Here is a 13,694-nt window from a genome sequence, read left to right as displayed (position 1 = left end):
ATCAATTTGATGGGGCTATTGTCGTACGATCCTTTTACCTGTCAACCGATCGATTGCTTATCTGATCGGTGTTACGCTTTGGCGGGCTTTAGAAACGATGGACCGAACGTTAGGCTAACTTGTCCGTTGCCACATGATAGTTTGGATCTTCAATGTAATTTACTTCAACTAAATCACCGGCTTTGCGAAGTAAGATCTTACATTCTGGGCTTAAATGGCGAAGATGCAAGGTTTTACCTTTCGAGATATAACGCTCTGCCAATGTATCGATAGCTTCGATGGCTGAGTGATCCGCGACTCGTGAGTTTTTAAACTCGACAATGACATCATCTGAGTCATTTTGGATATCGAATTGATCTAAAAATGAACTGATCGCACCAAAAAACAACGGGCCATTTACCTCGTATACAGTCCAGCCGTTCTCATCAGTAGAACGATTAACGATAACGTGTTTTGCATGCTCCCAGGCAAAGACCAGCGCGGAAACGATAACACCGACCACAACGGCAACCGCCAAATCAGAAATCACCGTAACACCGGAAACCAGCACCAATACAAACGCATCCGTTTTCGGGATTTTGCGAATAATACGGAACGAAGACCATTCAAACGTACCGATAACCACAATAAACATAACCCCAACTAATGCTGCCAGAGGAATGATTTCAATTAAACCCGATGCGAATAAAATAAAGCCAAGTAGCGCCAATGCAGCGGTAATACCAGACATCCTGCCACGACCGCCAGAATTCACATTAATCATAGACTGGCCAATCATCGCACAACCGCCCATGCCACCAAAGAAACCGTTAACTGTGTTTGCCGCACCTTGAGCGACACATTCACGATTACCCTGACCACGGGTATCCGTAAGCTCGTCAATTAGGGTTAATGTCAGTAATGATTCAATCAGACCAATCGCCGCCAGCACTAATGCGAATGGGAAAATAATCTTTAACGTTTCTAGCGTAAAAGGAACCGAAGGGATTGCAAAACTTGGTAAGGAACCGGCAATCGTGGCATTTGGATCATTGGTCATATCACGCACGTAATCAACAACGGTACGCGCATCTAAGTCTAATCCCAACACGATCAGGGTAACAACAACAATGGCAACCAGAGATGAAGGTACGGCACGGGTAAGTTTAGGCAGGAAGTGGATAATCGCCATAGTTAACGCGACTAAACCTAACATGGTGTACATGGCGTTGCCACTCATCCACTCCAGTTCACCGGCGTCATTAAACACTTTAAACTGTCCAAGCTGAGCCAGGAAAATCACTATCGCCAGTCCGTTAACAAAGCCAAGCATAACCGGATGAGGTACCAGACGAATGAATTTCCCGAGTTTAAAAATACCCGCAAGGATTTGCAGGACACCACAGAGCACCACAGTTGCAAACAGGTACTGCACACCATGTAAAGCAACCAGAGAAACCATGACCACCGCCATAGCACCGGTAGCACCAGAGATCATGCCCGGACGACCACCGAAGGCGGCGGTTATCAAACCAACCATAAATGCAGCGTATAAACCCACTAAAGGCTCAACACCGGCAACGAAGGCAAAGGCAACCGCTTCGGGAACCAATGCCAGAGCAACCGTCAGACCAGACAATACGTCATTCTTCAGGCTTGTAACTTTACTTGCGTGTAATTCAAACATAATTAACTCATCTTGCCGGATTCTTCAAAATCCACCAAAAACAACAGAGTCTCGGTAACATTACCGAGACTGTAAACGATAGTAAATATAGTACGTAATCTTGAACCACCACGAGCCAGAGGCGTGAGCCTCATAGTAAGTGCGTACTTAAACACACTGGTTCCTGCCAGTTCATAAAAATTGCGGCGCATCGCCACGGATGTTGGAAGCTTATACCAATCACATTAAATCATTGCTCACTCAGTGAGAATTTAAAGGCTTTTAGACAAGGCTTTGATTGCAGAGAATGGTCGTTCCATTATCTCAAAATCGGCCAAAATCAGTAACGCAGGATAAACGCCTTTAAAACTCACCCGCAGGGAGTTTATCTTAAGGCCCATTTACGGCCCTAGATTTCATAAATATAGAATGACTATATCAATGAAATCTATGCTGTAACTGAACCTCAGCCCTAACTCTGAGTTGTGCACAAACTTAATCTGATTGGCATTACCTGATGCGCAATTCGCGCATAAATTCAGGTCAAAAGCCGACGCGAAATATACATTGTACGGGCTGTTTTTGCAATCTAAGAATGGAATTAACTGCCGACAAATCAAGCAACTTGCCGATTACGCCGGGCTTTAACGCTATGGATTTTAAGGGGCAGTTTGTTTTTAACAAACCTAAATAAATACGCTATCCCGGATAACGATAATATCAAATACAGCAAGGCAAAAAGGATATTCCACCAATGATTAAAACCCAGGCTCCCAGCATAATCAAAAAAATGAATGCGCAAAAACAAAGATTCTAACCGGGTATAGCGATTAAACGGCCCAAATAGGCTGCCATTTATACTATCGATATAAAACGTGGTTTCGACATGGTCATCGACGTCTATTTGCCACAATTTTCCGGAAAATTCAGGCATGTCATCGACGCCATCACTCTGCATAGTGATTGTCATGTTATCCGCTTCAAACTCATATTTTGCCAGTAACAACGCCAGAGCTTGTTGTTTGTTGAGCGTGTTTATATTTAATGTAACCGGATCAACCAACCACGCTTTGTCATTAGCATTGCGTAACAATAAAAGAGGCGTAACCAACTGCGCTGGAAACGGGATGAAATCAATCTCAGTAATTGGGCTTTCCCTGTACTCATGTTGAAGTAGTTGTTTGAGGTGCGGATCAAATTGACGGTCATCCGGAGATTGAATCGGCAATTTGGCGAGTTGGTCAGCTTGGACTACCCTACTTAAGGCAAGGTTAACAGCATCCATGATCACATCAGCTTGATTGCTCGACATTGAATGATAAGTTTCAGTTTGTTTAGAATAATCGTGCTGAAAATGAGGGGCGAACATATTGAGATATGCGGCGCTTACCAGCCACAAACATAAAGGAATAAGCGTTAACAGAGCCAAACGTCGATGCCAATAACGTAATTGCCGTTTGCTTGATGAAAATAAGCTTTTCGCTTGTGTCCTACCCTGCCTCGCCCGTTTATCTGCTTGCCTGTGAAAATGTACAACGAGCAGCGCCATGCCTGAGCCCAACGCCAGCAAAGTCGAAATGATAAACGCACTTAACAACGGGTTGTCGATGTCAGCACCATCGTCATAATCCATAATGTGTAACTGCCACATTAAATCAAATAGACGCCAGTATTGATGCCGGACCCGCAAGATTTCTCCGGTTGTTGCATCAATATAAAACCGGGTATTCACCCCATCATCGAACTCAACCTGCCACGCAGGGAGTATGGATGTTGGGATCTCTTCCGGTGCAACATCGGTAAACAAGTTGATTGCATTGATGGCAGGCGTGTCATTGAGTGTCAAATATCCTTTGCGCGCAATCTCAATCGTTCGCGTTTCATTAATGCTAATCGACTCTGAGGTTTCGGCATTCACCATAGAAACGTTTACACCGTCATCAACAACATACACCGGCGTATCTGCCAACATGCGAAGACGGATAGATTTAATACTATCGAAGCGATTTAACAGGACTGCAGGAGGGACGATAACCTTTTCAGCGACAAGTGGCTGAGGGGCAGATTTAAATGGAGTGCCACGGATAAAATCAATATCCATTACCACCATATAAAGGCCTGAGACTCCCCACAATACGACCTGCACAAAGATCAGAGTTAACAATAATCGGTGCAGCTTGCGCAATCTTTTTTCTGTTAGCAATCTGACCTCCATGTCCGCCTGAGAAAAACGTTAGTTCAGGTAAGGTTTAAGCAATCCAAATAATGCCTGAATATGATCATCTCGATCATTTAACGCCGCAATATAGCGAAACTTTTCACCGCCGGCATCCATAAACACGTTCCGGCTCTCGACCTCTAGCTCTTCCAACGTTTCCAGACAATCGACACTAAACGCCGGGCTTATTACTGCCACATCTTTCACCCCTTGCTCAGGCAATGTTGCCAGCACATCATCGGTGTAAGGTTTGAGCCACTCGGCTTTACCAAAACGCGACTGGAAGGTCATTTCATACTGCGCTGTCTCAAGACCGAGTTTTTCAGCCACCAGACGAGCGGTTTTATGGCAGAAACAATAATACGGGTCGCCGCGCTCGAGAAACAGGCGTGGCATGCCATGAAACGACATAATCAACTTCCCCGGCGTACCATTAGCGGCAAAATTTTCGCTAATACTGTTCGCCAGCGCATCAATGTAATCTGGATTATCGTGGTATGAACTTAAAAAGTGTAAGGAAGGTACATAACGCCACTGTTTAACTTCCGCGACGACTTTATCGAAGGTCGAACCCGTCGTTGGTCCCGCATATTGAGGATAAAGCGGCAAGACGATAATGCGTTTCACCCCGAGTTGCTGAAATTTTTTCAACGCCGGAACAATACCAGGATTACCGTAACGCATGGCAATATCTACCGTTACCCTATCACCATACAAAGCCTTTACCTGAGCTGCAACCTTGTCTTTTTGGGCCTGCGAGTGGACCAATAACGGCGAGCCCTGTTCCGTCCAGATGCTTTCGTACAACTTTGCCGATTTAGCTGGGCGAATACGCAGGATAATCCCGTGTAGAATTATCATCCATACCAGTCGCGGAATTTCCACGACTCTGGGATCTGACAGGAATTCGCGTAGGTAAGTTCTCAACGCTCCTTTGGTAGGCGCGTCTGGAGTTCCCAGGTTGGTAAGCAAAACGGCCGTTTCAACCTGAACATCATGCAATTTTTTCCCCGCTGATACAAAACTCGACATAACTTACTCTTATTAATCCTGATATAGCTGTGGTTATTGTTCTGAGTTACAGTGTTTGTTTTATCGCGGTAACCAGTTCTTCAGACTGAGGTTCAACTTTTGAAGAAAAACGCTGAACGCTCTGACCATCATTGCTCACTAAGTACTTGTAAAAATTCCAGTAAGGTGCTGCCGTTTTCTCTTCCAACTCTTTGAAAATCGGATGGGCATCATCACCGCGAACAACGGTGGTAGCGAACATTGGGAAGGTCACACCGTAATTTACATAGCAAACCTCAGCCGTATCTTTTTCTTCATCCTCTTCCTGAAAGAAATTATCAGACGGGAACCCTAAAATAACCAGACCTTCATCTTTGTAGTCTTGATACAGTGCTTCCAGCGCTTTGAATTGCGGCGTGTAACCACAGTTACTGGCCGTGTTCACGATTAATAAAGTCTTACCCTGATAGGCTTCACACAGGTCGACTTCCTCGCTGGAGTGCAGTTTACGCACCGTATGCTGTAAAATCGCAGGACACGCCTGCTGCTCTACTTTTGTCGCAGCACTTTGCTGATTACCATCTTTCGCGAAAGCGATAGAGCTTGAAAACATTGCCAAAGTCGCAGTCAACGGCAGAATAAGTCCTTGTTTTAACATAATGTCTCTCTTATCTAGATTCTGTTCAAAGCAGAGTAATGAGCCTATCTTGCCATAATGGTGAAGGCCTTACTCTCTAACCTGCTATTTTACGACGCTATCAATGATCAGGTTCAATTGTTGCTGACCTTCTACATCAATATTGGCGATTTCCCCTTTGAAATCACCAGGGTTCATACCCGGCGTCCCCTGCATGGATAATACCGCATAGATGGTCACCTGTTCGGCACTGCTTAACTGCATTTGCGGATTCATCGCCTTACTGTCGTCCAATACTAACGTTGTCGGCAAATCGCTGGCTTTGATTTTCACCGCTGCCAGAGGAATTCTTGGCCCTTGACTGTTAACGGCATACACGAAAATATTTTTGTCTTCTTTATCTGCCATGGCCTGAATGATTTCATCACTCAATGTGACAACCAGGGTAAATGAAGGACCGTTCGCTGAACTGTCATTTTGGGCAAGCTCACCATTTGCAGAAGCATCGTTTGTGGCATTTGTGGCATTCGCTAACGCCTCATCTATCGCTTCTTGCAATGCATCAGTGTTAACACCGGCACGACCTGAATCAATAATTTTTTGCCAGTTAGCCGCAGCTTCGTTGAATCGGCCATTTACATAATGGTCCATGCCAATAAACATCAAGGTCGAAGCATCTTCCGGATCCAGGGCTTTGGCTTTATCAATCAGCGCGTTAATTTCATCACTGCGCTGCTGACCATTTTGGTAATACTTAACCTGCGCCTGTAATGCTAAAATATCGGCTTGTTCACCTTCAACATCAATGACTTTTTGATAAGCCACATACGCACTTTCGTATTGGCCGACGGTAGTTAAAATTTGTCCCAACTGGAACCAGGCATCGGTGTTTTCAGGGTTGGCTTGCACTTCCTCATGCAAGATTTTCAGACGTTCGATAATCACGTTTGCCTGCGAACCCGCACCATGCTCGGCAATCGCTACCGGATTCATCGCCAGCTTCCAGGCACCATATTGATAATAACCCAGGCCAGAAAAGCCAAGAACAAACACACTGATAATCACCGGCCAGAGTTTTGACGTTTGTTTGTCGCGGCTTTGTTGTTCTTTCTCTGTTGCCTGCATATCCGCCAGCAAACTGCGATCCAGTTCCGATTTCAGATAATCAAAACTTTCCTGATCGATGCGTCCTTTATCCAGATCGAGCTGAATTTCCGCTAAATGTTCATGGTATAAATCTTTATTCGTCTGGCCGCGGTAGTCCTGAGGACGAGCCTTCAATGAACGGCGTAAAAAATGACGCCAGATAATCGCCAATGCGACAAGCAAGAAAACGAAAATGGTAATTACAAAAGTGGTCATAAAACTGGCAGATTCCCTGTCAAATATCTCGCGTCATTAATCTTTTAAAATATCGTTTAACTGCTGTTTTTGCTCATCATTCAACGGTTGCGATTTCGCATTAGATTGACGGACAAACAGCGCAATTACGATGCCGCCGATAAGAATAAAGCCTATCGGACCAAACCATAGCAAGTAGGTGGCTGCGGACACCTTTGGACGATACAACACATAATCGCCATACCTTTCGACCATAAAATTAACGATCTCCATATCGGAGCGACCGTCGATTAACATGTCATACACTTGCTTGCGCAGATCAACGGCAATCATCGAATTTGAATCGGCCAGATTTTGATTCTGACATTTTGGGCACCGTAACTCATACACCAATTGCTGAAACCGCTTTTTGGTGACGGGATCCGGAAACTGGTAGGTATCAACTGGCGCGGCATTGATGCTAAACGCCAGTAAGATGCTCAGCCAGAAAGCGCTTATGCAAGTAAGTAGTCGCATTATTGATTGCATATTCATGTTCGCATATTCATCCAGTTAGCCCTGAGTATTACTCTGAGCGTTATTAATTTCTTGTTGTAATTGCTGCAATAAAGGCTCGAATTGTTGTTGCCAGACAGCTTCATCCAATATACCGGCGAAACGCTTTCGAATTTGATTATTATGATCAACAACAAAGGTTTCCGGTGCCCCATAAACGCCTAAATCCATACCCAGTTTTCCGTCATTATCAAACAAGGTAAATTGATACGGGTTCTGATATTGCTTTAACCACTGCAGTGCCGCGTCGCGCTCATCCTTATAATTAACACCATACAAGGCAAAGCGCTTATCCTTGGCAATTTTCAGTAAAAATGGATGCTCGTACTTGCAACCGGGACACCAGGTGGCCCAGACATTAACCAGTTTGATCCCTGGCTGAAAATCTTCTGTAGTCAACACGTTCGATTGTTGCTGTAATTCCGTTAACGAAAATGGCGGAAACTTCTTGCCTTCCAACGCAGATGGCATAGCGTTGGGATCTAAAGACAATCCACGAAACAACAAAATACCAAGTAAGATAAACAGGATCAGTGGTAAAAAGCGAATCACCTTGTTCATTCTCATCATCCCTTAGGTTTGCTTATTTGCGTCATTTAACGATGCTTGACCAACGTTTGCGTTTGCTAACGTATCCGCAGGCTTCAATGTTGATGACGGTGAATCAATAGACGCTGCCACCGCGCCCTTGTGCTTACGTTGGCGATAACGTTTATCGGCCATAGCAAATAAGCCACCGAGCCCCATGAAGATGGCGCCCAACCAGATCCAGCGAACAAACGGCTTGTAGTGAACCCGCACCGCCCAGGCATTACCGGGTAGTGGATCGCCGAGTGCTACATATAAGTCACGGAATAATCCAGGATCAATGCCTGCTTCTGTCATCCCCATCGTCTGCACACGGTAGGCGCGACGTTCAGGTTGTAACAGCGCAACAAAATCGCCATCCTGACGCACTTCAATTTGACCTTGTTCAGCCGAATAATTAGGGCCTTCAACGGGCTTTACGCCATTAAAGATAAATTGATAACCGGCGATGTCGGCACTGCTACCCTGGTTCATACGAACGTTGTGCTCTTGTTCATAATTGGATACCAGCGTCACGCCAACAATCGCAACGCCAACGCCGATATGGGCAACGGCCATTCCCAGATGGCTTAAACTAATGCGTTTAAATTGCCACTTACCGGCTCCCAGATAGATTTGATTGTAGAGATCGCGTCCGGCGATCAAAGCCACCCAGATAGCTAGCGTCATGCCGAAGGCCACAAGCAGATTGAATTCACCACCATATAAGAATGGGAAGGCAAAACCTAATGCCAACGCTATCACCGATAGCTTACTGACTTGTCGCTGTAAATCGCCTTTTTTGGCTTTTTTCCAGCGAATCAGAGGCCCCAGTCCCATCGCAATAAATAAAGGTGTGGTAATAATAATAAACACCAGATTAAAGTAAGGAGGGCCCACGGAAATTTTTCCTAGCCCCAAGGCGTCAAACATCAATGGGTACAAGGTTCCCATCAAAACCGTCAGACAGGCAATAACCAGCAGGACATTACAAATCAGTAGTGCCGTTTCCCGGGAAAACAGGCTAAAGCGAGAAAAGCTACCCACTTTCGATGCTCTGAAGGCAAATAAGGTTAGCGATCCCATCACCGCGATTGCCAGCAACAACAGAATAAATAAACCTCGGGTTGGATCGGCGGCAAACGAGTGCACCGATGTGATAACACCAGAACGCACTAAAAACGTACCTAACAAACTCAAACTAAAGGTGAATATCGCTAGCAATACGGTCCAGTTTCTAAACGCACCACGCTTTTCGGTCACGGCGAGGGAATGCAATAGTGCCGTGCCCACCAGCCATGGCATAAAGGAAGCATTTTCCACGGGATCCCAGAACCACCAGCCGCCCCAGCCAAGCTCATAATATGCCCACCAACTACCCAGAGCGATACCTATGGTTAGAAAGATCCAGGCAGCCAGCGTCCAGGGACGCGACCAACGCGCCCAGGCGGCATCCATCTTGCCACACATCAGTGCTGCAACCGCAAACGCAAAGGCGACGGAAAAGCCAACATAGCCCATATAAAGCATGGGAGGGTGAATGATCAAACCAACATCCTGTAACAACGGGTTTAGATCCCGGCCTTCCAATGGCGGCGTGGGGAGAATTCGGTCAAAGGGATTTGAAGTAAAGATGGTAAACGCCAGGAAACCTACGGTAATCATCCCCATGATAGCCAGAACTCGAGAGACAAACGCCTGGTCGACGTGGCGACTAAAGGTTGCGACAGCCATAGTCCAGGCCGTTAGGACAAATACCCAGAGTAATAATGAGCCTTCATGTCCTCCCCAAACGGCACTGATCTTAAAATAATAAGGCAGTTGAGAATTGGAATGCGAGGCGATATAAGCCACAGAAAAGTCATCAACGACAAAACTGTATCCCAACAACACAATACTGATGGTTACAAACACAAACATACCGGCACTCAGCGGTTTGGCTAACGTGGTCAGTCGCTGGTTTTGTAAACTAACACCAATTAAAGGAATGACGCTAAGGGAAATAGCTAACGCGAGCGCCACAAAAAGAGAGAAGTGTCCTAACTCAGGGATCATTATTTACTCCAAAATTCAGCAAGTTAGCCTTGCAAAACGATGTTAGGCGTTTTAGATTTTATCGACAAAGCCCAGGGAATATTGCAAGTATTATACTGAGTGTTGCCGTTAAAACTAGCGTATGTTGATTTTCTCACTCATTTTTGCCGACAATCGTACAAATTCCTTGCCGCTTGCATGCCATTGACCATCAAAAAACGCGACAGGCCTTCAAGAGGACCCGCGAAAGCGACAAAGTCTTGCCTGACAGCTAAGACTTCCTAATTAAGGCTTGGTTACCAAAGCTTGGTTACCAAAGCATAGTAATCAAGGCTTAGTAATCTAGGTTCAATAACTCTGTTACATGTCACCTCATATCGATTGACATATCATACGGTCGTTCAGTGGCTCATCCGGAACATCTTTTTCTTCTTATTTTTCTGCCAAACTTGTAGAATGACAAAAAACGTCCAATAAATTGTTTAACACGAAAAATATTGAACACTTCATCATCCCCGGTCTTGGCCGCCGACAATCTCACTTGTATTCGTGAAGAACGAATTTTATTCGATGCTCTGAATATCCGTGTAAAAGCCGGTGACATCTGGCAAATCGCAGGCGCCAATGGTACCGGCAAAACCAGTTTATTAAGAATTCTTGCAGGATTATTTGAACCGGAAAACGGTACGGTTTATTACCGGGGAGCTGCCATTGAGCAATGCCGCGAAGAATATCATCAAGACCTTTTATACCTGGGTCATTCCCCCGGCGTAAAAGCCGAATTAACCGTGTTGGAAAACCTGCAATTCAATTTGCAATTATGTGGCCAGGACAGCACTGAGTACGAACCACTGCTAGAACAGGTTGATCTGTACGGTTTTGCCGATACCCTTGCAGCCCATTTAAGTGCGGGACAGCACCGCAGAATTGCGCTGGCCCGTTTATGGGCGACAGCTGCCAGCATCTGGATTCTAGACGAGCCATTTACCGCCATTGACAAACTAGGGGTGAAACGCCTGGAACAAAAAATCCTCGAGCATGCGGATAATGGTGGTATTGTGATCCTCACCACGCACCAGGATCTGTCTATCGATGCATCTCGTTACCAAACCCTGATGCTAGAAAGAGTATTCGCCCTATGAATCCTTCACTTTCTTATCGACAGGCGTTTAAAAGCATATTGCTGCGCGATTTAAAGATCGCTTTGCGACACCGCGACGATATTGTTAACCCGTTATTATTTTTTATCATCGTAATCACCTTGTTTGCGATTGGTGTTGGTGCCATGCCAAATGTATTAATGACAATTGCGCCTGGCGTTATCTGGGTTGCGGCATTGTTGTCGACATTATTATCGTTGGAACGACTCTTTAAAAACGACTATCAGGACGGTTCGCTTGAGCAACTGCTGTTGAGCCCCTGTCCGGTTTTCATTTTGGTGCTGGCAAAGATATTTGCCCATTGGCTGGTCACCAGCGTACCGTTGATTCTGCTCGCACCGCTATTAGCCATGATGATGAACCTGCACCCTGATGGTTATGGGGCGCTCTTTTTGACCTTACTACTCGGTACGCCAATTTTAAGTTTATTAGGGGCGATTGGTGTGGCATTAACGGTTGCGCTGAAAAAAGGTGGCGTGTTGTTAAGCCTACTGATCTTACCGCTATATATCCCAGTATTGATCTTAGCAACCGCAGCCGTTGAGGCGGCAACGATGAACTCGCCTTATCAGGGGCACCTTGCTATAATTGCAGCCCTATTTTTTGCCTCGTTAATAACGGCACCTTTTGCCGTTGGCGCCGCTTTAAAAGTGAGTACAAACTAACATGTGGAAATGGTTACACCCTTATGCCAACCCGGAAGTGGCATATCATTTTACCGGGAAATTAATCCCCTGGTTTAACATACTTGCCGCGCTGTTATTAAGCGTCGGGATGTTTATGGGTTTGGCCTATTCACCTGCCGATTATCAGCAAGGCGAAACGGTGCGGATTTTCTACATTCATGTCCCCGCGGCCATTTTATCGATGGGCTTGTATTTTTCCATGGCCATTGCCGGATTCTGTGCATTGGTGTGGCAATTAAAGTTAGCCCATGCCGCGATCGCGGCGATTGCTCCGGTCGGAGCGGCGTTTACCGCCATTGCGCTGATCACCGGCGCTGCCTGGGGTAAACCCATGTGGGGCACCTGGTGGATTTGGGATGCGCGCCTAACCAGTGAGTTGATACTGTTATTCTTATATCTTGGGGTCATTGCCCTGGGTAATGCGTTTGATGATAAAAACCAAGGCGCTAAAGCCGTTAGTGTACTGGCCTTAGTCGGTGTGGTTAATTTGCCGATCATTCATTATTCCGTTGAATGGTGGAATACCCTGCATCAAGGGGCAACCGTTACCAAATTTGCAGCCCCTTCGATGGCAATGAGTATGTACATCCCCTTTGTGATTTGTTTCTTTGGATTTTCATTTCTGGCAGGAAGTATGATTTGCAAACGCTTTCAAGGTCAGGTGCTGGCACGTAACAGCCTGCGCCCCTGGGTGAAACAAATGGCTCTGGCCGAGGAGCGGTAATTATGGCATTTGAATCATTTTCTGAATTTCTGGCGATGGGCAAGCATGGGTTTTACATCTGGCTGTCCTATGGCTGTACCTTGCTAATATTGCTAGTAATGGCCGTAAATAGTATGCGTCAACCCCAGCAGCAATTGCATAAAATTCGCCAGCGTCTGCAACGAGAACAACAACTTAAAGCTTATCAACAACGAAAAGCTGAGAAAAATAAACCCGCGCAAAGCCAAACGAATTCCGGGGAGGTAGTATGAACCCAAGGCGCAAAAAACGATTAACCATTATAAGTCTGATTTTGTTTGGCGTCGCAACTGTCGCCGGCTTATCTTTGTATGGGCTGAGCAATTTTGTTGACGTATTTTACACCCCTTCGGAAGTTCATCATGGCAAAGAAGACGGCACGTTAAAGCCAGTGGTAGGTCAAAATATTCGGGTCGGCGGTCTGGTGGTGGTTGGCAGCGTCAAGCGCGATCCTGAAACCTTAAATGTATCATTTGATCTCATTGATTCCGGTCCGATGATTACCGTGCAGTACGAAGGTATCCTACCGGACCTATTCCGGGAAGGGCAAGGCATCGTTGCACAAGGTAAGTTGGTGGATCCAACGACATTAGTGGCCACGGAAGTTTTGGCCAAACATGATGAAGAATATATGCCGAAAGAAATTGCCGATGCGATTGGCAAACACCATAAACCCGCAAATTACGAGTAATTCCCTTGACGTAATTCCCTTGACGTCGCGTAGCGTAGCGGTGAGCTGCGCTGTGCGATAGCTTAAACAGCGAAGCTTTAATGGCACTGCTTAACAGCAGTGCCATGAGCCATCCCCGGTTGTTAATGTAATTGGTATTACTGATTTTAACGATGGAGCTGCAATCCAACTGCTGTAAACGTTCCGCCTTCTATGTAGATTTGTCTATGCCATTCATGCCTTGCAAATGCTTAACTTATATTCGTGCAATATAATACCAATCACATTAAATTATTGATCACTCAGTGAGAATTTAAAGGCTTTTAGGCAAGGCTTTGATTGCAGAGAATGGTTATACCAATCCCATTAAATTATTGCTCACTCAGTGAGAATTTAAAGGCTTTTAGACAAGGCTTTGATTGCAGAGA

General features: G+C 45.6%; 14 protein-coding genes. 5 read left to right on the top strand and 9 right to left on the bottom strand.

The window, feature by feature from the left end:
- Positions 1–109: 109 nt before the first annotated feature.
- From ACHUFQ_RS16210 to ACHUFQ_RS16170, 9 genes are all read right to left on the bottom strand, one after another.
- Positions 110–1,666 (bottom strand): SulP family inorganic anion transporter, encoded by a 1,557-nt coding sequence (locus tag ACHUFQ_RS16210; RefSeq protein WP_394176894.1) that lies wholly within the window; start codon positions 1,664–1,666, stop codon positions 110–112.
- Between the two features lie 2 nt (positions 1,667–1,668).
- Complete coding sequence (locus tag ACHUFQ_RS16205) at positions 1,669–1,821, bottom strand: hypothetical protein (RefSeq protein WP_394176893.1); 153 nt, start codon at positions 1,819–1,821, stop codon at positions 1,669–1,671.
- 440 nt (positions 1,822–2,261) lie between these two features.
- Entirely contained in the window at positions 2,262–3,848 is a 1,587-nt protein-coding gene (locus tag ACHUFQ_RS16200; protein ID WP_394176892.1) for a PepSY domain-containing protein, read from the bottom strand.
- A 30-nt stretch (positions 3,849–3,878) separates the two neighbouring features.
- Positions 3,879–4,895 carry a ferrochelatase gene (gene hemH, locus ACHUFQ_RS16195; protein WP_394176891.1) on the bottom strand — a complete coding sequence of 339 codons (1,017 nt, stop codon included), beginning with the start codon at positions 4,893–4,895 and terminating at the stop codon, positions 3,879–3,881.
- Positions 4,896–4,941: 46 nt separating this feature from the next.
- Positions 4,942–5,532, bottom strand: coding sequence for a glutathione peroxidase (locus tag ACHUFQ_RS16190; protein ID WP_394176890.1), 591 nt, complete (start codon positions 5,530–5,532; stop codon positions 4,942–4,944).
- Positions 5,533–5,616: 84 nt separating this feature from the next.
- Positions 5,617–6,873, bottom strand: a complete 1,257-nt coding sequence (ccmI, locus tag ACHUFQ_RS16185; RefSeq protein ID WP_394176889.1) for a c-type cytochrome biogenesis protein CcmI — start codon at positions 6,871–6,873, stop codon at positions 5,617–5,619.
- Positions 6,874–6,909: 36 nt separating this feature from the next.
- Positions 6,910–7,368 (bottom strand): cytochrome c-type biogenesis protein, encoded by a 459-nt coding sequence (locus tag ACHUFQ_RS16180; RefSeq protein ID WP_394176888.1) that lies wholly within the window; start codon positions 7,366–7,368, stop codon positions 6,910–6,912.
- A gap of 36 nt (positions 7,369–7,404) precedes the next feature.
- Complete coding sequence (locus tag ACHUFQ_RS16175; RefSeq protein WP_394176887.1) at positions 7,405–7,968, bottom strand: DsbE family thiol:disulfide interchange protein; 564 nt, start codon at positions 7,966–7,968, stop codon at positions 7,405–7,407.
- A gap of 12 nt (positions 7,969–7,980) precedes the next feature.
- The gene (locus ACHUFQ_RS16170; protein ID WP_394176886.1) at positions 7,981–10,029 is read right to left on the bottom strand and encodes a heme lyase CcmF/NrfE family subunit; all 2,049 of its coding nucleotides are present in this window, start codon (positions 10,027–10,029) and stop codon (positions 7,981–7,983) included.
- A 473-nt stretch (positions 10,030–10,502) separates the two neighbouring features.
- On the opposite strand from ACHUFQ_RS16170, the gene ccmA reads away from it, so the two are divergent.
- The 5 genes from ccmA to ccmE are packed head-to-tail and all read left to right on the top strand — an operon-like array spanning position 10,503 to position 13,287.
- Positions 10,503–11,150 carry a cytochrome c biogenesis heme-transporting ATPase CcmA gene (gene ccmA / locus ACHUFQ_RS16165; RefSeq protein ID WP_394176895.1) on the top strand — a complete coding sequence of 216 codons (648 nt, stop codon included), beginning with the start codon at positions 10,503–10,505 and terminating at the stop codon, positions 11,148–11,150.
- Complete coding sequence (gene ccmB / locus ACHUFQ_RS16160; RefSeq protein WP_394176885.1) at positions 11,147–11,833, top strand: heme exporter protein CcmB; 687 nt, start codon at positions 11,147–11,149, stop codon at positions 11,831–11,833. The genes ccmA and ccmB overlap by 4 nt, the downstream gene beginning before the upstream one ends.
- 1 nt (position 11,834) lies before the next feature.
- Positions 11,835–12,578, top strand: coding sequence for a heme ABC transporter permease (locus tag ACHUFQ_RS16155; RefSeq protein WP_394176884.1), 744 nt, complete (start codon positions 11,835–11,837; stop codon positions 12,576–12,578).
- Positions 12,579–12,580: 2 nt separating this feature from the next.
- The gene (gene ccmD / locus ACHUFQ_RS16150) at positions 12,581–12,829 is read left to right on the top strand and encodes a heme exporter protein CcmD (RefSeq protein ID WP_394176883.1); all 249 of its coding nucleotides are present in this window, start codon (positions 12,581–12,583) and stop codon (positions 12,827–12,829) included.
- Entirely contained in the window at positions 12,826–13,287 is a 462-nt protein-coding gene (gene ccmE, locus ACHUFQ_RS16145) for a cytochrome c maturation protein CcmE (RefSeq protein WP_394176882.1), read from the top strand. Before ccmD ends, ccmE begins: the two co-directional genes overlap by 4 nt.
- Positions 13,288–13,694: the final 407 nt, after the last annotated feature.

Origin of the sequence: Thalassotalea litorea (genome assembly GCF_043642205.1) — a bacterium.
Lineage (GTDB): Bacteria > Pseudomonadota > Gammaproteobacteria > Enterobacterales > Alteromonadaceae > Thalassotalea_A > Thalassotalea_A litorea.
This window is presented reverse-complemented; position numbering and strand designations above follow the sequence as displayed.